Origin of the sequence: Bacteroides fragilis, assembly GCF_019583405.1 — a bacterium.
In the GTDB taxonomy this organism is placed as follows: Bacteria; Bacteroidota; Bacteroidia; order Bacteroidales; family Bacteroidaceae; genus Bacteroides; species Bacteroides fragilis_B.
The window spans coordinates 293689-317885 of sequence record NZ_SZUU01000001.1 but is presented as its reverse complement, the minus strand read 5'-3'; the positions used below and the strand labels follow the sequence as shown (position 1 = coordinate 317885).

Annotated in this window: 20 protein-coding genes, 1 tRNA gene and 1 pseudogene; 9 read left to right on the top strand and 13 right to left on the bottom strand. The window is 42.3% G+C overall.

The window, feature by feature from the left end:
* Window positions 1–9: 9 nt before the first annotated feature.
* The 6 genes and pseudogenes from FDF36_RS01315 to FDF36_RS01290 form a co-directional block, all read right to left on the bottom strand.
* Window positions 10–549 carry a peptidase associated/transthyretin-like domain-containing protein gene (locus FDF36_RS01315; protein ID WP_259281343.1) on the bottom strand — a complete coding sequence of 180 codons (540 nt, stop codon included), beginning with the start codon at window positions 547–549 and terminating at the stop codon, window positions 10–12.
* Window positions 550–1041: 492 nt separating this feature from the next.
* Window positions 1042–2217, bottom strand: a complete 1176-nt coding sequence (locus FDF36_RS01310; RefSeq protein ID WP_220390031.1) for a TolC family protein — start codon at window positions 2215–2217, stop codon at window positions 1042–1044.
* Between the two features lies 1 nt (window position 2218).
* Window positions 2219–5332 (bottom strand): annotated as a pseudogene (locus tag FDF36_RS01305) (efflux RND transporter permease subunit).
* A gap of 18 nt (window positions 5333–5350) precedes the next feature.
* Window positions 5351–6559 carry an efflux RND transporter periplasmic adaptor subunit gene (locus FDF36_RS01300; RefSeq protein WP_220390030.1) on the bottom strand — a complete coding sequence of 403 codons (1209 nt, stop codon included), beginning with the start codon at window positions 6557–6559 and terminating at the stop codon, window positions 5351–5353.
* 507 nt (window positions 6560–7066) lie between these two features.
* Window positions 7067–7552: a DUF6769 family protein gene (locus FDF36_RS01295; RefSeq protein WP_010992882.1), complete on the bottom strand. Its 486-nt coding sequence runs from the start codon at window positions 7550–7552 to the stop codon at window positions 7067–7069.
* A gap of 524 nt (window positions 7553–8076) precedes the next feature.
* A tRNA-Asp gene (locus tag FDF36_RS01290) sits at window positions 8077–8150 on the bottom strand.
* A gap of 172 nt (window positions 8151–8322) precedes the next feature.
* Between FDF36_RS01290 and FDF36_RS01285 the strand changes: the two genes are divergently transcribed.
* Both FDF36_RS01285 and FDF36_RS01280 read left to right on the top strand, forming a co-directional pair.
* The gene (locus tag FDF36_RS01285; protein ID WP_220390029.1) at window positions 8323–9639 is read left to right on the top strand and encodes an aminotransferase class I/II-fold pyridoxal phosphate-dependent enzyme; all 1317 of its coding nucleotides are present in this window, start codon (window positions 8323–8325) and stop codon (window positions 9637–9639) included.
* A 71-nt stretch (window positions 9640–9710) separates the two neighbouring features.
* On the top strand, window positions 9711–10301 hold the full coding sequence (locus FDF36_RS01280) for a YqgE/AlgH family protein (RefSeq protein ID WP_220390028.1): 591 nt from the start codon (window positions 9711–9713) through the stop codon (window positions 10299–10301).
* A gap of 2 nt (window positions 10302–10303) precedes the next feature.
* On the opposite strand, the gene FDF36_RS01275 is transcribed toward FDF36_RS01280, so the two are convergent.
* Genes FDF36_RS01275 through recR form a run of 3 tightly spaced genes read right to left on the bottom strand, consistent with a single transcriptional unit; the run spans window position 10304 to window position 11949 of the window.
* The gene (locus FDF36_RS01275) at window positions 10304–10840 is read right to left on the bottom strand and encodes a GNAT family N-acetyltransferase (protein ID WP_220390461.1); all 537 of its coding nucleotides are present in this window, start codon (window positions 10838–10840) and stop codon (window positions 10304–10306) included.
* A gap of 3 nt (window positions 10841–10843) precedes the next feature.
* Entirely contained in the window at window positions 10844–11293 is a 450-nt protein-coding gene (locus FDF36_RS01270; protein ID WP_005787272.1) for a hypothetical protein, read from the bottom strand.
* Window positions 11294–11331: 38 nt separating this feature from the next.
* Window positions 11332–11949, bottom strand: a complete 618-nt coding sequence (recR, locus tag FDF36_RS01265) for a recombination mediator RecR (protein WP_005787270.1) — start codon at window positions 11947–11949, stop codon at window positions 11332–11334.
* Between the two features lie 276 nt (window positions 11950–12225).
* Between recR and FDF36_RS01260 the strand changes: the two genes are divergently transcribed.
* The 6 genes from FDF36_RS01260 to FDF36_RS01235 all read left to right on the top strand — a co-directional run bounded on the left by FDF36_RS01260 (window position 12226) and on the right by FDF36_RS01235 (window position 16646).
* Window positions 12226–12636, top strand: coding sequence for an Ig-like domain-containing protein (locus tag FDF36_RS01260; RefSeq protein ID WP_220390027.1), 411 nt, complete (start codon window positions 12226–12228; stop codon window positions 12634–12636).
* A 283-nt stretch (window positions 12637–12919) separates the two neighbouring features.
* On the top strand, window positions 12920–13435 hold the full coding sequence (locus FDF36_RS01255; RefSeq protein ID WP_220390026.1) for an isoprenylcysteine carboxyl methyltransferase family protein: 516 nt from the start codon (window positions 12920–12922) through the stop codon (window positions 13433–13435).
* A 118-nt stretch (window positions 13436–13553) separates the two neighbouring features.
* Window positions 13554–13817: a hypothetical protein gene (locus FDF36_RS01250; protein ID WP_220390025.1), complete on the top strand. Its 264-nt coding sequence runs from the start codon at window positions 13554–13556 to the stop codon at window positions 13815–13817.
* Between the two features lie 142 nt (window positions 13818–13959).
* Window positions 13960–15411, top strand: a complete 1452-nt coding sequence (locus tag FDF36_RS01245) for a sodium:solute symporter (protein ID WP_220390024.1) — start codon at window positions 13960–13962, stop codon at window positions 15409–15411.
* Between the two features lie 14 nt (window positions 15412–15425).
* The gene (gene yihA, locus FDF36_RS01240; protein ID WP_005794469.1) at window positions 15426–16031 is read left to right on the top strand and encodes a ribosome biogenesis GTP-binding protein YihA/YsxC; all 606 of its coding nucleotides are present in this window, start codon (window positions 15426–15428) and stop codon (window positions 16029–16031) included.
* 15 nt (window positions 16032–16046) lie between these two features.
* On the top strand, window positions 16047–16646 hold the full coding sequence (locus tag FDF36_RS01235) for a DUF4923 family protein (protein ID WP_220390023.1): 600 nt from the start codon (window positions 16047–16049) through the stop codon (window positions 16644–16646).
* Window positions 16647–16691: 45 nt separating this feature from the next.
* Here the strand turns inward: FDF36_RS01235 and FDF36_RS01230 are convergent, their stop codons facing one another.
* From FDF36_RS01230 to FDF36_RS01215, 4 genes are all read right to left on the bottom strand, one after another.
* A complete protein-coding gene (locus FDF36_RS01230) occupies window positions 16692–17366 on the bottom strand; it encodes an ABC transporter ATP-binding protein (protein WP_220390022.1) in 675 nt (224 codons plus the stop codon).
* 16 nt (window positions 17367–17382) lie between these two features.
* Entirely contained in the window at window positions 17383–19794 is a 2412-nt protein-coding gene (locus FDF36_RS01225) for an ABC transporter permease (protein WP_220390460.1), read from the bottom strand.
* A gap of 13 nt (window positions 19795–19807) precedes the next feature.
* Window positions 19808–21178 (bottom strand): DUF4933 domain-containing protein, encoded by a 1371-nt coding sequence (locus FDF36_RS01220; RefSeq protein WP_220390021.1) that lies wholly within the window; start codon window positions 21176–21178, stop codon window positions 19808–19810.
* Window positions 21179–21268: 90 nt separating this feature from the next.
* The gene (locus FDF36_RS01215; RefSeq protein WP_220390020.1) at window positions 21269–22627 is read right to left on the bottom strand and encodes a DUF4933 domain-containing protein; all 1359 of its coding nucleotides are present in this window, start codon (window positions 22625–22627) and stop codon (window positions 21269–21271) included.
* Window positions 22628–22815: 188 nt separating this feature from the next.
* Between FDF36_RS01215 and FDF36_RS01210 the strand changes: the two genes are divergently transcribed.
* Complete coding sequence (locus FDF36_RS01210) at window positions 22816–24186, top strand: sigma-54-dependent transcriptional regulator (RefSeq protein ID WP_220390019.1); 1371 nt, start codon at window positions 22816–22818, stop codon at window positions 24184–24186.
* Window positions 24187–24197: the final 11 nt, after the last annotated feature.

Sequence of the window (24197 nt, the reverse complement as noted above, 5' to 3'; positions counted from 1 at the left end):
TAGTAGTAGCTAAATCGTCCAACAGTAAGTTACCCTGTTCATTAAAAAGGATTTACCTCGATCATCGTATTCCAGCCCCGGAATCTTTTTCACTAATTCACCCAAGTTTGAGCCTTTTGGAGTCCGATAGACATAGGCATTAATAACAGTCGTATCTCCTATCATGTCTATTTCTTTGATGGAAGCAGTCACCAGCACTTCTGTCAGTTCAATATCCCCTTCCATCAGAATACATCCACAATCAGTTTCTAACATATACGGATCAAGTTTCCGAAATATGGTTGGCATACCGGTGTAGCGTATCCGCAACAAATATTCCATTTGATTTTGTGGTATAAACTGCAACTTGAAGTTCCCATTTGTATCGCAAGCCATGCCCTTTACGAAAGTGGAATCCTTTCCTCCCAAAACAACCACACTCGCATAAGGCAAACTTTTCTCCACCAAACCTTCGGAAAAAACGCAGACATATCCTTTAACTGTTTTCACCTGCTGAGCGGACACAGTGACTGAAAACAGCCATAAAAAGCATAAAAGTATATGGTTCATCCGTATGTTCATTCCGAAGAAAACTAAACAGACGCAAAATTAAACAGTTTTCATTGACTGCTCAATACCATAAAATAGGTAATATGCTGATTATACTTTACCACCATTTATAAAGAAAACTAATGTTTTTTAGGAATACCTCAAAGCTGGATAACTAATGAAATACAAATATTACTTATCAAAAAATGCAAAAACTTGTAGTCCTGCGAAAAACTTATCGTTTGTACAGGACTACCTAAACTATATCACGTATCAGACATCATCCCCCATATAAAAATATATAGAAACGCTCCTATTACACCACCAATGAACATTTCAGGCAATGGATCATAATTGAAAAAACAGTCCTCATTTCCACAACGTGAAATAAAAATCCAAAAACAAGCTCCTGATGTAATCCCCAAACCGGTAAATAGAATAAACATCCATTTGACAGATAGACCTCTCCACTTTTTAGAGTATGGTCTCTTTAGCTTCTTCATAAGCCGTTTCTCAGAGTTCTACAGCAGACAAATCCGCCAAAATCTTTTCAAAATCACGTTCGGTAGCCAACGTCTGATTAACCGTGTCATAATACAGGCCAATCTCGACGATATAGTTTAACAAAGATATCTCACCTACATCCAGCGCTTTCATTAGTAGCGTGGTATTATTGAGTGTCTTGAGTGACTTGCGGTAGCCGATAGCCGTTTGCTGGAGACCACTGGCACGCATATATAAATTCTGGAGCCTGTCATAAAACTGTTGTTTACTATCCTGCTCCCTGGCCTGTGCCGCCAAAACACCGGCTTTAGCCTGCTTCACCCGATTCTTATTTTCCCATAAAGGGATGGAAATTCCCACACTCACCCCTTGGTATTTTTGTCCAAGGGTCCTTTCCAGCGAATAACCAGCTGAAAACTTCGGAAGCATCATGGCCTTACTGAGCTTAACCTGCTCCTTACCGACCTCTATCTGTTGCTTTACATATTGCAGTAACGGATTCTTTTGTTGAGCCGACAGATACCAGTCTTCAAAATTAGCAGGCAGCGAAGCCGGAGAATAGTTGCTTGCCTCAAAAATCACATCTATACCACCATTCAATCGTTTGAGTTCGGAAAGAAGAGCGTTCCTCTCCACTTCTATTCTCGACATCTCCCCTTGCACGGTGGAAAGATTCAACTGAACCTTATTGTACTCCAGAATACTGGCGTCTCCACGATCCAGTCGTTGTCGATAAGCATCGGCTATGGCTTGTGCATGTCGTAACCGGACTTCAAGTTCTTTTTTCAAACCGTTATAATAAACCAGATCGATGCAATATTGCTTCGCCTCCAAAAGCAGGTTAATTCTTTCAGAAGCATACTGAAGTTCTACCAGCTTATTCTGGTTGCCGGCCAAGCGACTTCGCATCCCGGTAAGGGTCGGAATGTCAAAAGTCTGTTTGATACTGAAATCCTGACGATTACCGGTCTTTCCGGGATTTCCCCAAAGATAACCAAACTCTACATCAGGGTCGGACAAGTATATACCTGTTTTATTCCCCAATTTCTGAGCGTTTGTTTCTTCTCTCAATGCTTTCAGGGTTGAATTATTCTCCTCAATGGAGAAAAGTATGCTGTTTATGTTTTCTTGGGCGACAAGTGACACACTTGCCAGCAACGCCATTATTAATATAATTGTTCTCATTTTAGTCTTCAGTTAGTTCAATTGTTTCAATTTTCTTTTCTTGTTTACGACTGATATACAGGTACATAACAGGAATAATAAATCCATTGAGGATGGTTGAACTCAAAAGCCCTCCCAAGATAACTTTGGCCATAGGACTTTGAATTTCATTACCGGGCAGTTCACCTCCCAATGCCAGTGGTATCAACGCCAATCCAGAAGACAAAGCCGTCATCAGAATCGGATTCAAACGGTCCAGAGAACCGTGCAGGATACTGTCGTTCACAGACATCCCTGAAGCTCGCAAATTGTTATACCTGTCTATCAACAGCATGCCGTTACGGGTCGCAATACCAAAAAGAGAAATGAACCCGATAATGGCCGGAATACTCAATATACCGGATGTAAAATAGATACTGAATACGCCTCCAATCAGTGCAAGTGGCAGATTCAGCAGGATTACCAATGACTGAGTCGCACTCTTGAACTCTTTGAACAAGAGCAGGAAAATAACCAGGATAGAGAAAATGGAAGTGATAGTGATAATACGCGAAGCAGCCTGCTCACTTTCAAACTGTCCGCCATATTCAATATGATATCCTTCGGGTAATTGTATCTCACTGTCAACTTTCGACTGAATATCATTTACTACTCCCCGTAAATCACGACCGGCAACATTGGCTGAAATAACAATCTTACGAGCCACATTCTCACGGCTAATTGTATTAGGCCCCATCGATGATGTCACATTGGCAATATTTTCCAACGGCACTTTACGACCATTGGCGTCCACGATCAGCTTGCGTATTCTCTCGGCACTCGCACGACTGGCATCATTCACCTTCAGCGTCAAATCAAAAGACCTATTTTCCTCATATACCTGAGACACTGCCTCACCTCCCAGCATGACATTTACAATATCACCAAACTGAGGAAGTGTAACGCCGTATTTAGCCAACATCTCCCGTTTGGGCTCGATCTTTAACTGTGGACGTTCTACCTGCTGCTCCACATTCAGGTCGGCTACACCTTCAATATCCTGAATCGAATTTTTTATCTGATTTCCGATTTCATACATCCTGTTCAAGTCCGTACCAAACAGCTTTATGGCGATATTAGCTCTCGATCCGGATAACATAGCATTGATACGGTGTGTAATAGGTGCACCAATCTCAATATTCACACCCGGAATAACCTTTATTTTCTCCCGGATTTCTGTCAGAACTTCATCCTTTGAACGCTTGTCGAGTATAAACGGCGCCTCTATTTCGGAAGTGTTCACACCCAAGGCATGCTCATCCAGTTCAGCACGTCCGGTCTTTCGTCCTACAGTCTGTACCTCCGGTACCGAGAGAAGTATATCTTCGGCCATCCGGCCTATCTTATCAGACTCTTCCAGAGAAATACCAGGCAAAGTACTGATGCTCACGGTGAACGAGCCTTCATTGAAAGGCGGAAGAAAACTACGTCCAAAGGAAGCCATCATCACCAACGAAACAATCAAAATGGCTCCGATAGCTCCCAAAACCACTTTCTTATGGCATAACGTCCACTGCAAAGCCATCCCATAACCGGATTTCAACTTACGAACCAGATAAGGGTCACGCTCCTCACCATTGTTCTTTGGTTTATTCAGCAAGTAACTGCATAAAACCGGTGTAAGGGTCAGAGCAACTACAGTGGAAGCAAAAAGTGAAATAACGAAAGTAATGCCCAACGGTGCCAACATCCTGCCTTCCATTCCGGAAAGGAAGAAAAGAGGAACAAAACTGGCTACAATAATCAGAGTAGAGTTTAAGATAGGCATACGTACTTCCTTAGAAGCCTCAAAGACAACTGTCAGAACGTTTTTTTGTTCCTCTTTAGGTTTTTGCCTGTTCTCCCGCAAGCGTTTGAATACATTCTCCACATCCACAATTGCATCATCTACTAAAGAACCGATAGCAATGGCAATACCTCCCAAACTCATCGTATTGATGGTAAGCCCCAAAGCCTTCAGAGTAAGAATAGCTACAATAACCGAAAGCGGTATAGTAATCAATGAAATAACAGTAGTACGTATATTCATCAGGAATAGGAGCAATACAATAATTACGAAGACACCGCCTTCATATAAAGACTTCTGAACATTATCAATCGAATTATTAATAAAACGGGATTGGCGGAAAATATCGGTAGTAACCTTCACATCTTTAGGCAGTACCTTTTGCAAATCCTCCAAAGACTTATCCAACTTACCGGTCAGATCAAGGGTACTTGTGTTGGGTTGCTTGGTAACAGTCAACAATATACCGGCTTTACCGCGTTCGGAAGCCAGTCCCATCTTGGGAGCCTTAGCACCGATTTTAACCTCAGCAATATTCTCCAGTGTAATGGGCACTTCATCAACATTCTTAATTACAGCCTTACGAAGGGTTTCCACCTTATTAGTGGATAATACGCCACGAACAATAAATTCATTTCCAAATTCATACAAAACACCACCGGCGGCATTCTGATTCATATCTTTCACTACGTCTATGACCTCGTTCAAGCCGATTCCATAATGTTTCATCTTACCCGGATCAAGTAATATCTGGTACTCTTTAATATCCCCCCCCTAAAACTGTTACCTGGGCTACACCGCCAGTAGACAACAAACGAGGACGGATAGTCCAGTCTGCCATCGTTCGCAAATCCTGTAGGGATACACTATCGGAGGTCAAACCGATAATAAGCAACTCCCCCAGAATGGAGGACTGGGGCCCCAAGGTTGGCTTACCCACATTGGAAGGCAAGGCATCACCCAACACAGCCAACTTCTCGGAGACTATCTGACGGGCACGATAAATATCCGTACCCCAATTAAATTCGACCCATACAATAGAAAAACCTGTAGTAGAAGAAGAACGCACACGACGTACGTCAGTGGCACCATTTACAGCGGTTTCTACCGGAAAGTCACCAGGCGCTCCACCTCTTCGGGAGCCATCCCTTTGGCCTCCGTCATCACAACAACAGTAGGGGCGTTCAGATCCGGGAAAACATCCACTTCCATATTCACGGCAGTATAAGTTCCCGCAATAATCAACAATAGAGCCCCTATTAGAACAACAATACGGTTGTTCAGAGAGAATTTTATAATTTTATTCAACATGATTTCTTCCTTTTATAATTAATGACTATGGCCTTCGGGGAGCGCCGATGAATTGGAAGCCATCTTTACCTGATAAGCACCTTTAACGACCACTCTCTCCCCCTCTTTCAAGCCGGAAAGTATTCTCACGTTTTTACCGTCACTCTCTCCGATACCGACTTCACGCTTCACGAACTCCTCCTCTGCTATTTGCAGGTAGACAAAATAGATACCCTGTTCTTCCGTCAATGCAGTAACAGGAATGGAAAATACGTTATTTTGGGGAGTGGTGAGCAGGTATACCTCTACATAAGAACCGGGAATGAAATCACCGATATTATCGAATTCAAAAGTAATCGGGATATAGAAAGAAGATTCAGCAGCGGCTTTGCCAAAGGATAATAAACGCCCGTGAAGATCTTCCAACCTATAAACCTTGTTATTGTAGGATACCATGAAGTTGGCTCCCCTGATTTTTTTAAGTTCATTGAAATAGTTTTCTGAAACATCGGCTCGCAGTTGCAATCTCCGGTTCTTGGAAATTGTAGCAACAGGCTGTCCGACAGTCACGTATTCCCCCTGACTCACCAGCCTGTTTTTGACATATCCACTGATGGGAGAAGTAACTTTTACCCCGGAAACAGTTACATTGGCAGCTTGGGCTTCATAAGCAGTTCTGGCATTTTCATATTTCATACGAGTCTGTTCGAACTCTTTAGCGGAAATAATCTTATCCTTTACCAGACCTTCTGCACGCTGATACTCTTTCAAGGCAGTTTCATAGGCAATCTTGGCTTTTGCCACCGGATCTCCTTCATAAAGATTTTTAGCTGAAATGGTTACAATAGTACTTCCCACGCCAACAGTTGCTCCTTCGATGATGTTTTGTCCGGGAAAAGATACGACACCATTGGTCGTGGCGACAATAGTTTCTTCATCTCCTTGGGCTGCCTGTATCTGTCCGCTGGTTCTGATTACCTGTGCAAAAGATCCGGGTACCACATTATATATCTCCAACCCGATAGCTTCCGCCTGTTGCCGAGTGAAAATGATTTCGTCCTCATGTCCCTTGCCGGAGTTCTCTATTTCACTATGGTTGTCTCCATCACTTTCCCGATGATCATGACCGTCGTCATTCCGGTGAACCTCTGAGGAAGAGGCCGAGCGGGTGTCACTCTGTTTCGAATCGCAAGATATCAGGGAGATTGAAGTGGCCGCAGCCAGTATAATAAATATATATATTTTCATTTTTGTTATATTTTAAAGTTGAATTGAAAAGGAAGGACAACCTTGCCAACCATTGTAAAACAACGCAAAGACAAGGCTACTCCCCCATTTTTTTTGTTTGAGAGTTTCCTCTGTAATACAGAATAGTGCCAATAAACAACACGAATACTGAGAATACCCATTCCGGCATCTGCAAGCATATCACCGAACTAATAATCGTTGCCCCCAAGAAGCCCTGTTCAGGCAGCAATGGTCTATCTGAAAGGGAAAATATCGTCTATCCAAAATTTCGATTTCACATTGATTGACAACCTCATATTTTGTTCCATAATTGATTAGCCAAGAAAGTTTTAACCGTGTCATAAACAGTCAGAGCACATATCCCTGTCATTACCGATTCTGGTTCGTTTGGGCTTTCTCCCAAAGTGGTGAAATCTAATTATCAAAAGATAAATATTGGAGGTAACTGATTACAGTTACCGGAAAGAATAGCAGATATTACAGTATTATAAACCCTGCAATAAATACTTAAGAGAAAAAATAGGGAGGAGCACGCAATCCGCTGCTCTCACCCAGCACTACGGACGTATAAGAGACAACATACCTATCGTATGTGTTTTCAGAGATTGGTATATCGAAATGAATAGTCAGAATGTCAGCAAACAGATATAGAACCGGCAAGTGGATATTCATCAGGCTTCCATCATGCAGATTACTTTTATCAACGCTGGAAGGAAAAATATAACCAGCTTGTGATACACAGGTGTTTTCATTATGTGCATCTTGCCCCGCCTCATGATCCGTATGCCCATCATTGTAGATATCGTCTTGTTCACATAATTCCATCACCGTACACATCATCTCTTTATGATGGTGATGCGGAATAGCGGAAAGCACTATTAAGAATAGTGTCGCTATGGCAAGTGGATATACGAAAAAGATACGCTTCATCTGTTTGGTTTTTACTTTCGGGACAAAAATAGAGTATATTTCTTGCAACCAAGTTGCAAACATGTTACAATGTTATTTTTCTCAATTTTTTGTTCTAAACCCCGTTTGTTATAGAACCTATTATTTTAACTTCACAAACAGATTTATATTAATATATCAGTTATTCAAAGCCCAATTGGTACAAATCACAGGAATATCCATTCGAACAAACCTTTTTTGGCTTATATATTTAAGATTTAATCAAACTTATAAATTCATTTAGCCAAGTTACTTCGACATTCCTTCCTTCAATAACTTGTTTTTTGAAGAAATAAAAAAATCCTTATGAAACAATTCAGAAGTAAATAATTATATTGAAAACTTGAAAAATCAAGGTATTACCCCCCCAAAAAAATACCCTAATATAAAAATCCATATAACCTAATTAATGAATACATGAATTTACACATAAAGTGGTCGCAAAGATCACAAATAGCCGGTCGCACATTTTGCATACTTTTTTAAAAAAGGGGTGGAAAAGGTAGAGAATAAAAAAGCACTAATACCTTGAATATCAGTGCTAAATATTTGTTCTTAATTTGCTTTCGCGGTGCGTACGGGACTCGAACCCGTGACCCCATGCGTGACAGGCATGTATTCTAACCAACTGAACTAACGCACCAAAATTTCATTTCTTAATTGCTATCTCTCTCGATTGCGGTTGCAAAGGTAGCTGTTTTTTTTATACCTGCAATAGCTGAGAAAGATTTTTTTCATCTTTCTTATTCATTTGTTGATTATAAGTAGATTATATCTATCTTTGTGATACAATTTATAAAGCAACAAAAAGAAACATGAAAGATACACCTATCAAACGGCATCTTATTGATGAAACTATCGAAGAATTCCAAATTACAGATTTCTCAAAAGCAACCATTCGTGAAGTAAAAGCCATAGCAGCTAAAGCAGAAACAGCATCCGGAGTCGAATTTATAAAAATGGAAATGGGCGTACCGGGTCTCCCCCCTTCTACTATAGGAGTAAAAGCTGAGATAGAAGCATTGCAAAATGGAATAGCCAGTTTGTATCCCGATATTAATGGACTACCAGAACTAAAATCGGAAGCTTCTAAATTTATAAAAGCATTTATTGATGTAGATCTCAAGCCGGAAGGTTGCGTACCTGTCACGGGATCCATGCAAGGTACTTTCGCATCTTTCCTTACTTGCAGTCAATGCGACGAGAAAAAAGATACTATACTGTTCATAGATCCCGGCTTTCCGGTCCAAAAGCAGCAATTGGTGGTCATGGGGCAGAAGTACGAGACATTTGATGTATACGATTATCGGGGAGACAAATTAAAAGAGAAACTCGAGAGCTACCTGAAAAAAGGAAATATTTCAGCTGTTATATACTCAAACCCGAATAACCCCAGCTGGATCTGTTTAAAAGATGAAGAACTGAAGATCATCGGTGAACTAACCACCCAGTATGATGTAATCGTCCTTGAAGATTTAGCATATTTTGCCATGGACTTCCGCCAAGATCTGAGTACTCCGTATCATGCACCTTATCAACCTTCGGTGGCACATTATACAGATAATTATATTTTACTTATATCCGGTTCCAAAGCCTTCAGTTATGCAGGCCAACGTATTGGTGTCAGCTGTATTTCTGATAAATTATACCATCGCCATTATTCCGGATTCGATAAACGCTACGGAGGCGGTACTTTTGGCACTGTATTTATCCATCGTGTGCTTTATGCCCTCTCTTCAGGGACGAGCCATTCGGCACAATTCGCCATGGCAGCTATGTTGAAAGCAGCCAACGAAGGTAAATACAATTTCCTGAACGAAGTGAGGATATATGGTGAACGCGCCCGTAAATTGAAAGAAATATTCTTGCGTTACGGATTCCATCTGGTATACGATAAAGATCTTGAAGATCCTGTTGCCGACGGTTTCTATTTCACCATAGGCTATCCGGGAATGACAAGTGGAGAGCTCGCAAAAGAGTTGATGTATTATGGGGTTAGTGCAATTTCCTTGGTTACTACAGGCAGCCAACAACAGGGACTACGTGCATGCACTTCCTTTATTAAAGAACACCAATATACTCAACTGGATGAAAGAATGAAGTTATTTGCCGAAAATCATCCTATATCTTAAAAAGAGCACACTAAATCGAAAAAAAGAGGAATATTGTTTGTTCGTGTAAAATAAATCTTTAAATTAGGGGCATGAACATCAATACTGACATATTTAAGATCCAATCGAATAATGTAATGCCGTCGAGAGGAAAGATTCTGATATCAGAGCCTTTCCTCCATGACGTAACTTTCGGAAGGTCAGTAGTATTGCTTGTTGATCATACTGAAGAAGGAAGTATGGGATTGATTATAAATAAACCACTCCCATTGATGCTCAATGATATCATTAAAGAATTTAAATATATAGAAGATATTCCGTTACACAAAGGAGGTCCTATCGGAACTGACACTTTGTTTTATCTGCATACCTTACACGAAATCCCCGGAGCCCTTCCGATCAATAATGGATTATATCTCAACGGAGATTTCGATGCTATCAAGAAATACATTTTACAAGGAAACCCTATAAAAGGAAAGATACGCTTTTTCCTCGGATATTCCGGCTGGGAATGCGAACAACTGATTCAGGAAATAAAGGAGAATACCTGGATTATTTCAAAAGAAGAAAATACCTATTTAATGAATGAAGATATAAAAGGTATGTGGAAAGAAGCCTTAGGGAAATTGGGTAGCAAGTATGAAACCTGGTCCCGCTTTCCGCAAGTTCCTTCTTTAAACTAAGATCATCGTTTGGGATTCATACATTGCACAAGCACTGCATCTTTATAACCTTCGTGTGTTAACAACCATTCTTTCAATACTCCACATTGGGTAAATCCACAAGAATTGAACAATCGCAAACTGGGTTCATTATCCACAGCTATATGGGCATACAATTGTTTTATAAATAAAAAGTTAAAAGCATATTCACAAAGCAGTTTCAATGCATCGGAAGCATACCCCTCCTGTCTATAATTACTATGAACCGCAATTCCGACTGCTCCTCTTGAATGTAAAGGTACAAAATCAGTTATATCGACCGTACCCAAAGTACAATTATCTTTCCGACGCATAATCATCAGCCGCAACTGCTTATCGGCAAACATGTCACTTTGCGATCCTTCAATATACTGTTTAAGTACAAAACGAGAATAGGGAACTGTAAAACTACTGATATCCCACATAAAAGGATCATTTTCCATTTCATACATGATATCCAAATCCTCCGGTTCCACTGCACGGAGATATATTCGCTCGTTGGCTAAGAAAGATTGCTTCATCATTTATTCTTTATCGATATGCAGTTCGGCACGCAATCTTTTTTCTCCCGGAAGACAGAAAAAAGAGGCTGTCAGTCCTATAAGTGCACATAACGCACCTGTACTACTAAGTGTAAAGTAGTAACCGGCCAGATTAAACACCACTACAAATTCCAGTAAAGCCAGCCGAACAGCCCCCCAAAGCATATAACGGCTCAAGGCCACCGGAAACGTCAGCTGATCTATTTTCTTTGTCAGAACAAAACTAAATAGTTTAAGAGAAAGAGGTATACAGACGGCAGTCATCAAAATACCTACTGTTTCGAAAACATAAACAGCCCGTACATTGTCTGCTTTTATTCCTACAGGCAACACGCCGGCTTCTCCCAATAGCACCAACAATAACGGAATAATCCAAAAAGAAATATACTGTACCTTCTGGCTTTTCACAATGCGTTTTATTTGCTCTTCCATTTATATATAATGATTATCAGTTAATGGTAAGTTTCCTTTTAAACGGTTCCGGTAAAAGTCGTACGGTTCACAATACTTCTACCCAACGTTATCTCGTCTGTGTATTCCAGCTCGTCACCAATGGATACCCCACGGGCAAGTACGCTCAATTTGACACCCATTTTCTCAAGTTTACGGTAAATATAAAAATTCGTGGTATCCCCTTCCATGGTTGTGCTTAGAGCAAGAATCACTTCATTTATTCCCCCTTCGGCTACCCGGCGCACCAGACTTTCTATCTGCAGATCGCCCGGTCCTACCCCATCCATCGGTGAAATCACCCCCCCCAAAACATGGTACAACCCACGATATTGTTGAGTGGCCTCTACGGCCATCACATCCCGTATATTCTCCACTACACAGACCATAGACGCATCCCGCTGCGGATTTGCACAAATCTGACAAGTTTCCGTATCAGATATATTATGACACACCTTGCAATATTTCACCTCATGCTTTAAAGTTATAATAGAACTTCCGAAAGCTTCCACCACAGAGGTATCCTGACGCAACAGGTGAAGCACCAGTCTCATAGCTGTTTTCCGTCCGATACCCGGCAATTTAGAAAACTCTCCGACGGCCTTTTCAAGTAACGTCGATGGATATTGTTGATTCATGTACAAACAAGTATATCTATTTAATTATCAATAAAGTATATACCAGTATAAAAAGTTGTAAACCTATTATAGAAAGGACTCCAACCCCATAAAGCCACTGTATACTTTATGGAGTACAAAGATACGCATATTTTATAAATGGCAAATCAGCTGTTAATAAAATAGGCTATTTATCGGTCATCTTGTTCATTGCTCCTGCTACAACAATACAGTCGTCTCCTGATTGTTGAACAATCAAGTCTACATTTTTGTTATTATAGCTAAAAAACTAAATTTATGGACTTAAAAAAGACAACTTTCTACTTATTTACGCTCTTTAGTTTGATGTTAATTTCCTGTAGCAACGATGATGAAAACAAAAATGATGCGCAGGTAACAGTTACTGTAGTCAGTGCTGATGGCAAACCTCTGCCCAACGAAATTGTGCAAATGTTCGATGAAAAGACTTATGAAGAGTTCAAAAAAGACAATCGAACAACTCCTACGGCATATGCATTAACTAACTCCACCGGAGTTGCCACTTTCATTTTTACTTATGATAAGTGGTTCGAATCAAACAAAGACCGATTTTTCACTTTCGCTGTCCAATATGGCAGTGGTACAGAAAATTATGAAATATGGTCTGCAGGACGTACCGTACGCTCAGGTTCAGTTACACAAATCGAGTTGAAACTAAAGCCTTTATAAACGGAAAGCAGTTTTATAAGCAAATCGCGGGTCATGCCCCCACAGAGTGACTTATAAAACCGCCTTTTTGATTATATGTTCAGTTGATTTCCTTTTCTACAGGTATCGCACAACTCAGAGTAGAAACTATATTTCTTAACCAGTTCTTGAAACCTATTATGCTCTTCTGATTTATAATTATTCCGAAATGAACTGAGTTCCGGTTCAATTGCCCTCTTGGGTATTCCTTCATAAGTTCTAAGAAAAAAATAAAATATATTTTATCCCTCAAAAAATAAAAACGATGCAAAATATCATTATTACATTTATTGCCTTTTTTGTACTCAGATTACTTTCCTTATCCTATTCCATTCGTAACGAGAAACGTCTTCTGAAAAGTGGAGCGGTACAATATGGTAAAATTAATTCGCTATTACTGACATTAGCACATATCGTCTACTATTTTTCGGCCCTTTATGAAGCATACACTTCGGGAGCTACTTTCAACTATTTCTCTGTTTGTGGTGTTTTTATAATGGGCTTTGCTTATGCTATGCTATTCTATGTGATCTATAAACTCCATGATGTATGGACAGTAAAACTTTATATCATTCCCGATCATCGCATTGAAAAAAGCTTCCTTTTCAGAACAGTGAGACACCCCAATTACTATCTGAATATCATACCTGAACTAATTGGAGTTGCTTTACTCTGCAATGCCTGGTACACATTACTCATTGGACTCCCTATTTATGCTTGTTTGCTCGCTGTACGTATCCGACAAGAGGAAAGGGCCATGAAAGAACTATTGGAGAATTAAGTTTCTACATTTGTATTTGGAGGAAGCATTTTCATCATGGAATAGGACTGAATAGGTTATCCTTTATCCATTATTATTGTTTAAATTTGCCGTACTAATTATAAAGCGCTCAACTATCATGAAAACAATATCAAGATTTGTCACTATTCTTGCACTATTAGCCAGCATTGTCCCTGTCTATGCCGTCATGAACATCGTATTCGATCCTAACGGCGATGGAAATCTGTTAATAACACTTGGCACTCTGACGCCTATATTGGGTGGCCTTTTGATGGGTATTGTGAAACTTGTGAAGAAATCGCCCAAAGCTGCTACTATTTACTCTGCGATAAGCCTGTCAGTTTCGGCACTTATTTATACCGTCATGTTGACATGGATATAAATGATTATCAGACAGCTATATGGATTCGTCTATAAATAAAGTTGATTCATATATAAAATTCAACCATATACCTTCAAAGATAAATATCAAATTTAAATAAGCAATCATCATTTGCAAAATAAGTGTTACCTTTGCGCTCGTTATGATGATACTTGCCACTATTGTATGCTACTTTGCCATTCTCTTGCTGATAGCCCGTATCACCGGACGGAAAGGAGGTTCGAATGCAGCGTTTTTTAAAGGAGAAAATCGGTCTCCATGGTACGTCGTTGCTTTCGGAATGATTGGCGCATCTATTTCGGGAGTAACCTTTGTATCCGTACCGGGCATGGTAAAGGCGATGGATATGACGTATATGCAAACCGTATTCGGCTTTTTCTTCGGTTATCTGGCTGTCGCCCATATACTCCTCCCACTCTACTATAAACTCAACCTGACCAGTATATACACTTATCTGGATACCCGTATCGGAAAGCGTGCCTACCGTACAGGAGCCTCTTTTTTCCTTCTTTCGCGTATGCTGGGCACAGCTGCAAAACTATACCTTGTCTGTCTGATTCTATATACCTACGTATTTCGTGATATGGGTATCCCATTCTGGAGTATTGCTGCCGGATCGGTAGCTTTAGTATGGATATACACTCACAAAAGTGGCATTAAAACAATTGTCTGGACGGATACTTTACAGACTTTCTGCCTGATCGCCGCACTGATCAGCATCCTTGTTTTTGTCACCGCAAAGTTAAATCTTGACTTCAGCGGAGTTATACAAACAATCAGCAGCAATGAACACAGTCGCATCTTTGTATTTGATGACTGGATGTCGCGCCAGAATTTCTTCAAACAGTTTCTAAGTGGGATTTTTATTGTTATTGTCATGACCGGACTCGATCAGGATATGATGCAGAAAAACCTTTCCTGCCGTAGTCTGCGTGATGCGCAGAAGAATATGTATTGCTATGGCTTTGCATTCGCTCCGCTCAACCTGCTGTTTCTGGGCCTTGGCATTTTATTACTGGTCCTTGCTCAAGAGATGCAGTTGGAACTTCCGGCTGCCGGTGATGACATCCTGCCACTGTTTGCTACCCAGGGTTATCTGGGCGAAGGAGTACTTATCCTATTTACAATCGGTATCATTGCCGCCGCTTTCAGCAATTCGGATTCAGCCTTAACCGCCATGACAACGAGTTTTTGCATCGACTTGCTCGACACAGGCAAAGACACAGAAGAAGAAGCCCGTAGAAAACGAAACCGGGTACATATAGGACTATCCATCCTACTTATTTTCTTTATCTGCCTTGTCGATGCATTGAATAACCAAAGCGTCATCGATGCCATTTACATCATAGCCTCCTATACGTACGGACCTCTTCTGGGAATGTTTGCTTTCGGATTATTTACCCAACGAAAAACAAACGACCGATGGGTACCGTTTATTGCGATAGCTTCACCACTGATTTGTTACGCAGCCGATAGATTTGCCCGGCAGGAAACCGGCTATCAGTTCGGATACGAATTATTGATGCTGAACGGCATCCTTACTTTTGCAGGAATGTGGATCGTATCAAAGAAACAACTAAAAAATGAATTTTAAAACCAACAAGAAATATGGAAATAACCAATGCTGAATTTGTAATTAGTAATACGGACGTGAAGAAATGTCCGGCAGGCACTTTCCCCGAATATGCCTTTATCGGCCGATCCAATGTAGGAAAATCCAGCCTCATCAATATGCTGACCGGGCGAAAGGGACTGGCCATGACTTCCGCGACTCCCGGTAAGACCATGCTTATCAATCATTTTCTGATCAACAACAGCTGGTACCTGGTTGACTTACCCGGATACGGATATGCCAGGCGAGGTCAGAAAGGCCAGGAACAGATACGCACCATCATCGAAGATTACATCCTCGAACGCGAACAGATGACCAATCTATTCGTATTGATAGACAGCCGTCTGGAACCCCAGAAAATAGATCTTGAATTCATGGAATGGCTGGGTGAGAACGGCATTCCTTTTGCCATTATCTTCACCAAAGCAGACAAACTGAAAGGGGGACGACTCAAAATAAATATCAGCGCTTACTTGAGAGAATTACGGAAACAATGGGAAGAACTCCCCCCCTATTTCATCACTTCATCAGAAGAGCGCCTTGGCAGGACAGAGGTGTTAAACTACATCGAGTCAATCAATAAAGAACTTAATTCAAAATAAAAACAAGGATATCAAATGAAAAGAAAACTATTATCATTCGCAGTTCTTATCACACTACTGCTTATACCGACCGTAAACCGTGCACAATCTATCAAGGACTTATTCAATAAGGACAATATCTCCAAAGTTGTCAACGCTGTCACAGGACATACCGAAACTGTGGATATAACCGGAACCTGGCGTTATACCGGCTCGGCCATTGAGTTCGAGTCTGAAAACCTGCTGAAGAAAGCCGGAGGAACCGTCGCTGCTTCCGCTGCCGAACAAAAGCTGGACGAACAGCTGGCCAAAGTCGGTATTAGAGAAGGGCAACTGAGTTTTACATTCAATGCGGACAGTACTTTCGTAAGCACTTTAGGCAAACGCAAGCTGAACGGAACCTACTCTTACGATGCCAGCACCCAGATGCTCCACCTGAAGTATATGAAATTAATCCCCATGAATGCAAAAGTCAATTATACCACTCAACAGATGGATCTTCTGTTCGAAGCAGACAAATTGCTGAAGCTAATCACTTTCTTATCCAGTAAGAGCAGCAGTGCCACCCTCAAAGCCATCAGTTCATTGGCAGATAGCTATGACGGCATGATGCTGGGATATGAATTGAAACGATGAATGGTTTTGAACGATCAACGATAACCGTTGATCGTTCAAAACCATTCATCGTTTGCTCTCCGTCAGGATACAACCATCCATCATCCGCACAATACGGCCTGCCTCCCGGGCATTTTCTTCAGAGTGGGTTACCATCACGACTGTAGCTCCATCTTTATTTAACTCCTTCAATAAAAGCATCACTTCGTTGCCATTGGTAGAATCGAGGTTACCCGTCGGTTCGTCAGCCAATATAATTTTCGGGTTCGTCACAATGGCCCGGGCAATAGCCACACGCTGTTGTTGGCCTCCGGAAAGTTGTTGAGGATAATGCTCCGTACGATGGCCTATCTGCATCCTTTCCAACGCCTTATTCACTCGATCTACACGTTCACGAACCGGCACACCGGCATATAGCAACGGCAATTCTACATTCTCAAACACGGTTAGTTCGTCTATCAGGTTAAAACTCTGAAATACAAAGCCGATATTGCCGTTCCGCATGTCTGTACGGTCATTTTCCGAATAGCGGGAAACCTCTTTATCGATGAACCACAACTCACCGGAAGTTGGATTGTCCAATAACCCCAACATATTCAGCAAGGTCGATTTGCCACATCCGGAAGGTCCCATAATGGCTACAAATTCTCCTTCCGATATCTCGATACTGATTTCATTCAATGCGATAGTTTGTACACTCTCTGTACGGAATATCTTAGTCAATCCAATTGCTTTTATCATAATCTCTAACTATTTATTATTCATATCTCAATGATTTCACCGGATTCTGTGAAGCGGTCCGCCAAGTCTGACCGATAACAGTCAATAGCGTAATCCCCGCAATAATCAATCCGCCCCCCAAAAACAGCCACCAGCTTATAGAAGTCCGGTAAGCAAATTCGCTCAACCAGTAATACATAAAAAGATAACCCAACGGACAAGCCAGCACGAAAGCAATGCCCACCCATTTCAGATATTCCAGGCAGAACAATTTTACGATTCCATCGGAATGTGCTCCATTCACTTTTCGAATCCCTATTTCCTTCGTTCGTTGCCGGGTAGACAGCGTTACCAATCCGAAAACTCCCATCATGGCAATCACAACGGCAAGGATCGTAAACGCAAGTAACATCCGGCTCTGTTGTCTCTCTTTTTCATAGTTCCGGTTTAAAGCATCTGAGAAAAACTTATATTTAAACTCCTTTATGAACAAGGGAGCCATTTCCTCAAACTTCTTTTGTATAAAGTCTAAGGTTTCCTGTTTATGCTCTGGAGCTATCTTGATATGCATATTTACCAGACATTCGGGGCTATACATCAAATATGCCGGTTTTATCTTCTGCCGCAACGACTGGAAATTGAAATCCTGCACTACTCCCACAATCCGTTTTTTATTTGTGCCCACTCCAAACCCTCCGCTTATCTCCATACCTATCGGATCTGCTACCTTCATAGCCTTCCGGGCCGTTTCATTAATAATCACCGGAAAATCGTACGTACCACTGAAATAGGCTCCTCCATCCTCCTTCAAGACCTCTCCCTTCAGGAGTTGTAATCCGAATGTATTCACAAAATCACCATCCGCCCAAATACACATCATTCGTAAAGAATCAGTCTCTCCTCTCTCATTAGTCCACCTCAATACATCCCCCTGAGTTTTGTTTTCTTCCAGATAATCAGTGATTTCAGCCCCCATCGAGACACTGCGTACATTCGGATTCTTTAATATTTCCTGCTTGAACCCGTCCACATTATACCACAGACTGGTATAAATGGAAACAACATTCTCTTTTTCCAATCCCAAATCTTTATTCTGCAAATAGTTCAATTGTTTAAATACAATACCGGTACACAGCAACAACGTGATCGCTATGACAAACTGCACACAGAGCAGCCCCCGTATCAAGTCCCCCTTTTTCCCGTTTTTCTGTCCTCCTTTAAAAGCAATCAAAGGGTTAACCCCCGAAAGATAGAATGCCGGATAACTGCCCGAAAGGCATCCCACACCGATAATGCCCAAAACAACGTAAATTAATACACTCCAACTTGCCTGCAACGTGATGTCCTTATCCATTATCCGATTAAAGACCGGCAGCAGCAGTTCGGTCAAGGCCAACGCCAATATCAACGAAATGAATGCTTGCACCAAACTTTCAGAAAGGAACTGTACAATTAGCGTTTTCCGTTTGGCCCCTGTCACCTTGCGCACTCCGATCTCTTTATATCGTAATGCGGCACGGGCAGTCGACAAAGTGGTGAAATTGAACGCTCCCATAAAGATAATCAATATGGCCAAGGCTATAAACAGATAGATGGAGGCCATGTTACCATGATTCTTAACAGAAATATCAGCAAAATCGGTCTTTAAATGAATGTCTCTGAGCGGTTGGAAACGAAGCAGACGTTCGGTATGTGTGTATTTACTCAGTATACGACTCATTCGGACTCGGGTGGAATCGGATACAGATGCCCCGGGACGCATTTTCACATACACCATCGCATCCCGAACATCCCAAGGAGAAGACATCCGCATGATGTTGACATCTATCTTATCAAAGAAAGACTGTCCTACAATCGCATCAAACTGAATATGGCTTTTACGGGGTACTTTCACCACCCCTACGACCATCAGTGCCGATTCGCCATCCATTACCTTATCATACATCACTTCTTTTCCGACCGCCGGTTCATCTCCAAAGAACTTTTTAGCCAGCGTCTCAGACAAAACGATATGATTGAATCCCGATTTCAGCCTGCCGGGATCTCCCTCTACCACAGGAAAATGGAAAACATCAAAAAAGGCTGTATCCACACGCACCCAATTGAGTGACAAAAATTTATCGCCCGACCTTAGAGAAGTCATATCGACATTCCCAAGATAAGTGGCTTCTTCCACCTGCGGAAACTCTTTGCGGAAAGCATCTGCCAGAAGTTTCGAAGTATAAGGATTTTCAGTTACCTCTCCACTTTCGGAGCAATTCGCTTCAATCACCCTGAAAATTCTACCCGCATCCGGATTGTGATCTTCAAAAGTAAACTCATCTATCACCCACAAGTAGATAAGGAAAGCCGCTGCCATCCCCCATACAAATCCAAGTATATGAATGCTTGAAAACAGAAAGCTCCGTTTGATCAAACGAAGAGCAACTTTAAAATAATGATTTATCATCATAGCGGTCAACTTATTTAATGGTCATCAAAATCAGATCAGTTTCATTCAACTCTCCAAGCTTATCATTTCCCCGCAGCTGTATCGGATAGTATTTTTCCAAAACAGCTTTTCCGACAACAAAAGCAGGATTCCCATTCAGGTTCAAGTTAGGCCAGAAGGGTAAGTCTCCTTGCGAACCGGCCGCTATCAGCGGTTGTTCCGGACGAACCCCACCGGTAACTTCCGGCAAAGAAAAAAACTCTCCGTTGCGCTTGTCATAGACCAAAGAATAAAGTTGCACTTCCCCCTTCCTACGGGCATTTTCACTATCGTACCCTTTATCGACATTCAAAAAGAGGAAATGATCCGTCTCCATACACGAAGTTACAAAATATGAACTCCGCACATTGCCCCCTCTGGCCACGTCGGCCCCTGTAATGCGGGATAATGAACCGAAATCAAGTTTATAAACGACCTCCAGTGTCGAGGCATCCTTCACTTTGTAGATCTTATTGCCGTATGCATGATAAAACAGTGTTCTTCCTCCCACATAATACACAATGTCCCGTTCAGCTTCAAAAAGACGAGGTTCATAATGTTCGGAATTTCCCAAAACAAAGTGACAAAGAGTATCCCCCTTCATCCCGAATGTATAAAGTTCATCCGAATGTCTGATCGCCATTCCGTATCCTCCGGGCATCGAAAACAGATAGCTGTTTCCTATAGGCAGTCTGTTTCGGAATGTTTTAAGCTCCGCCGGCTGAGAAGAAGCCATCAGTCCGGCCAAAGAGGAGACTGCCAGATAAGACCTCTGTTTATCTGTGTTATAGCACGTAAAGCGCAATTGTTTCCTTTCAGAATCATAATAAAAGTTCTGCATCAAGTGTCCCCCTCCTACTCTGATACCACCGCCCGGTGTATGTGTGACCCGTAAATCCGAGCGAATAAGCAACCGTTCCTTCTTCAGGTCCTTATCCAACAGCCACACACCTTCTTCTTGATTAAGTATCAGAAAATCATCACCGGCAGCAATCAGGGAGTTCCAATCTTCATTGGCATCCATGACTTTATATTGTACCTGCTGCCCGAGATCAGTCAGTTTCATCGGGCGAACGTTTCTCAATGCAGATTCCACATTCAAAACAATCACTCCATATTCTGTGATGTGAGAATCATATTTAATTCCGGAAGGGACGCGATAGTCTTCCGGAAATACCTGTAGAGAATCGTTATCTCCCCATCCGGCAAGCGAGTCCTCCACACCGACCGCCGGAGTTACACTTTTAGCAAACTCCCTCCGCAGCTCCTCCTTACTCACCCCCGGATTTTTATTACCACAAGCCGACAGGCACCATCCTCCCATCAAAAATAAACTCCCCCAATAATAATATCTTTTAATCATTACCTTTCACTCCCTTTTTTAAAGATTATCCACATTCCGTTTTATAAGCCGTAAGGTTACCGGAAGTAGTATTTCAGCATCATGTATCGTTTATTTTAGAGTGACTATAAGTGACGTAGTCTCTTTCTCGGTACCCTGTAAAGCCGGTATCCGCCTGAATACTTCAGGAGAAGATTTACTTAATTTCCACCCGGTTGTGAATGTAGCAAGCTGCTCCTCACAAAAACCTTTCCGAGGCCAAAACGGAATGCCGTCAGGAAGATCAGGCTCCGGACAGGGATGAACCGTTTCTTCAGCCTGCGGTAAGGAGAAAAACGCTTTAGACCGTTTGTCATATATCAGCGAGTAAAGCGTCACTTGCTTCTTATCGCGTGCATTAGGAGAGTCATACCCTTTTTCTACATGCATGAATACGTAGCTGTCGGTCTCCACCCAATCCGACAGGAAATAGGCATTGTCCACATCGGCACCGCCAACCACCTCTTCTCCCGTAGCCCGATGTAACGTGCCGAAATCAAGTTCATAAACCGGTTCCAGGGTAGAAGCGTCTTTCATACGATAAACCGTATTCCCATAAGGCATAATGATCATGGGACAGCCTTTATAATAATAAGCAGTCGCTTGTTCTCCCGAACGATACGAACCGTTACCGCGTGGAGGATAGTTTACTTCCTCTCCGATAGTAAAATGACAAAGTGTATCTCCCCGCAAATTGAAGGTATAAACATCGTTCGTAAACCGGGTCCAGGTAGCATACCCGTCTGCCATTCCCAAAAGATAACTTCCGGAAATGCCTGCACGTTTATGGATATCGTCCGGTGTCAGAGGCTGGGATACGCTTAACAAATCTTTCAGAGAAAGCCTGACAAAGGATTTGGGATTCTTTTTATCCCTCTGATCATACAGCACGCCGATCAACGTCCGGGAAGACTTTTCATAATAATCCGGATTGATGTAACGTTTCGTCTGAAAGTGGGTAAATCCATTTTCTTCTGTAATATCCACATCATTGCGAAACAACATCCGAATCATTTTCAGGTTCCCATCCAACAACCAGATGCCACCAATCCCCACTCCCAAACAACCCTCTTCAATCGGGATCAGGCGGAAGATGCCTCCTTTTACATCTTTATATACCATGAAATCAAGCTGACTGCCCAATTGACTCAACTTCAGCGGACGGACATTCCCCAATGCAGCCTTTACATCAAGACGCTCCGGACTTCCGGTAAGATAGTTCGCCTGATACCGAATACCCGGAACAGGAACATACCCTTCCGGATATTCATCCGAGGTCGACAATGCATTCTCTTGCCCCTGCCGGACACTCAAACAATCCGACTCTCCTTTCATCTCCACCCGGCCGCTTGCCGGCCCTTTCTGCTGACAGCTTCCCAAGAGCAGCAGCAGTCCCAACATCCAAGTGTTTTTCATTTTACTTCCGATCATCTTTACAAATTTTATTTATTAAATAAAAGCAAGAAGTATACCAAACATCCATTCTATTATTTATCAACCGATTACCCAAAACGAACGATCTGTAATTCGTACGAAAGCGTGCAGTTTTTGTACGATATCGTACACAGATTACCCAAACTTTTTCTCTATCTTTGTCCTGCCAATCAACATACTATACTATGACACTGAAACGAGGCAAAATACTGATAGCCGATGACAATGAAGACATCCTTTTCACACTGAAAATGCTGTTACGCCCCATTGCAGAATCAATTAGCACCACGACCGATCCGAGAGAACTGCTACCCATCCTGTCGCGCACGCACTATGATGTCATCCTGCTGGACATGAATTTCAGGAACGATGCTGTCAGCGGACGGGAAGGATTCCACTGGTTGGAAGAGATCCTGAAATTGGATTCGGGGGCAGTGGTAATCTTCATCACAGCTTATGCCGATACCGAAAAGGCTGTACGGGCCATCAAGCTCGGCGCTACCGACTTCATCGCCAAGCCCTGGCAAAACGATAAGATGATTGCAACCGTATCTGCGGCATTACAACTCAGCTTCAGCCGTACGGAAGTAGAATCACTGAAGGAGCAGAAAGAAGCTCTGACCGCCCCCTCACCGGAACCAGCCCGAATCATCGGTGAATCGGCCACCATGCAGGCTATTTTCCAGACCATCCGGAAATTTGCCGATACGGACGCTAACCTGTTACTTTTAGGTGAAAACGGTACAGGAAAAGATCTGATAGCCCGCTATGTATACGAGCAGTCGCCCCGGAAAGGAGAAATATACGTCCCGATCGATTTGGGAAGCATCCCCGAAACACTGTTTGAGAGCGAACTCTTCGGATTCGAAAAAGGCGCTTTTACAGATGCGCGGAAAAAGAAACCCGGAAGGCTGGAGGTAGCCTCGGGAGGTACTCTGTTCCTAAATGAAATTGGCAACCTGAGCCTGCCTTTACAGGCCAAGCTGCTTTCGGTCATCGAACAACGCAAAAGTTCGCGACTGGGCTCCACCACTTCTTATCCGGTAGACGTGAGACTGATATGCGCAACGAATGCCGACCTGTATACAGCCATTGATAACGGGCTGTTCCGGCAAGATCTTCTCTACCGCATCAATACGATTGAAATACGTATCCCTCCCTTACGCGAACGGGGCAACGACCTTTTCCTGCTTGCCGATCACTTTTTGCAACGCTACCGGAAAAAATATAAAAAAGAGGTCCGGGGCATTTCAAAAGAAGCGCGCAGATTGATGCAGCTCTATCGTTGGCCGGGGAATGTACGCGAGCTGGAACATGCCATCGAACGGGCGGTCATCCTCTCAGGCAATCCAATATTGATGCCGGACGACTTCATGCTTCGCACACCGCCTCAAGCACAAGTTTCGGAGAAAGAGAAATACAACCTTGAACGCCAGGAGCGCGAAACCATCAGCGAAGTACTCCGGCTTTGTGCCGGCAACATTACGTTAGCCTCAGAAATGCTGGGAATCACCCGGACATCACTATACAGGCGGATCGAGAAACACGGATTATAACCTCAAACAGT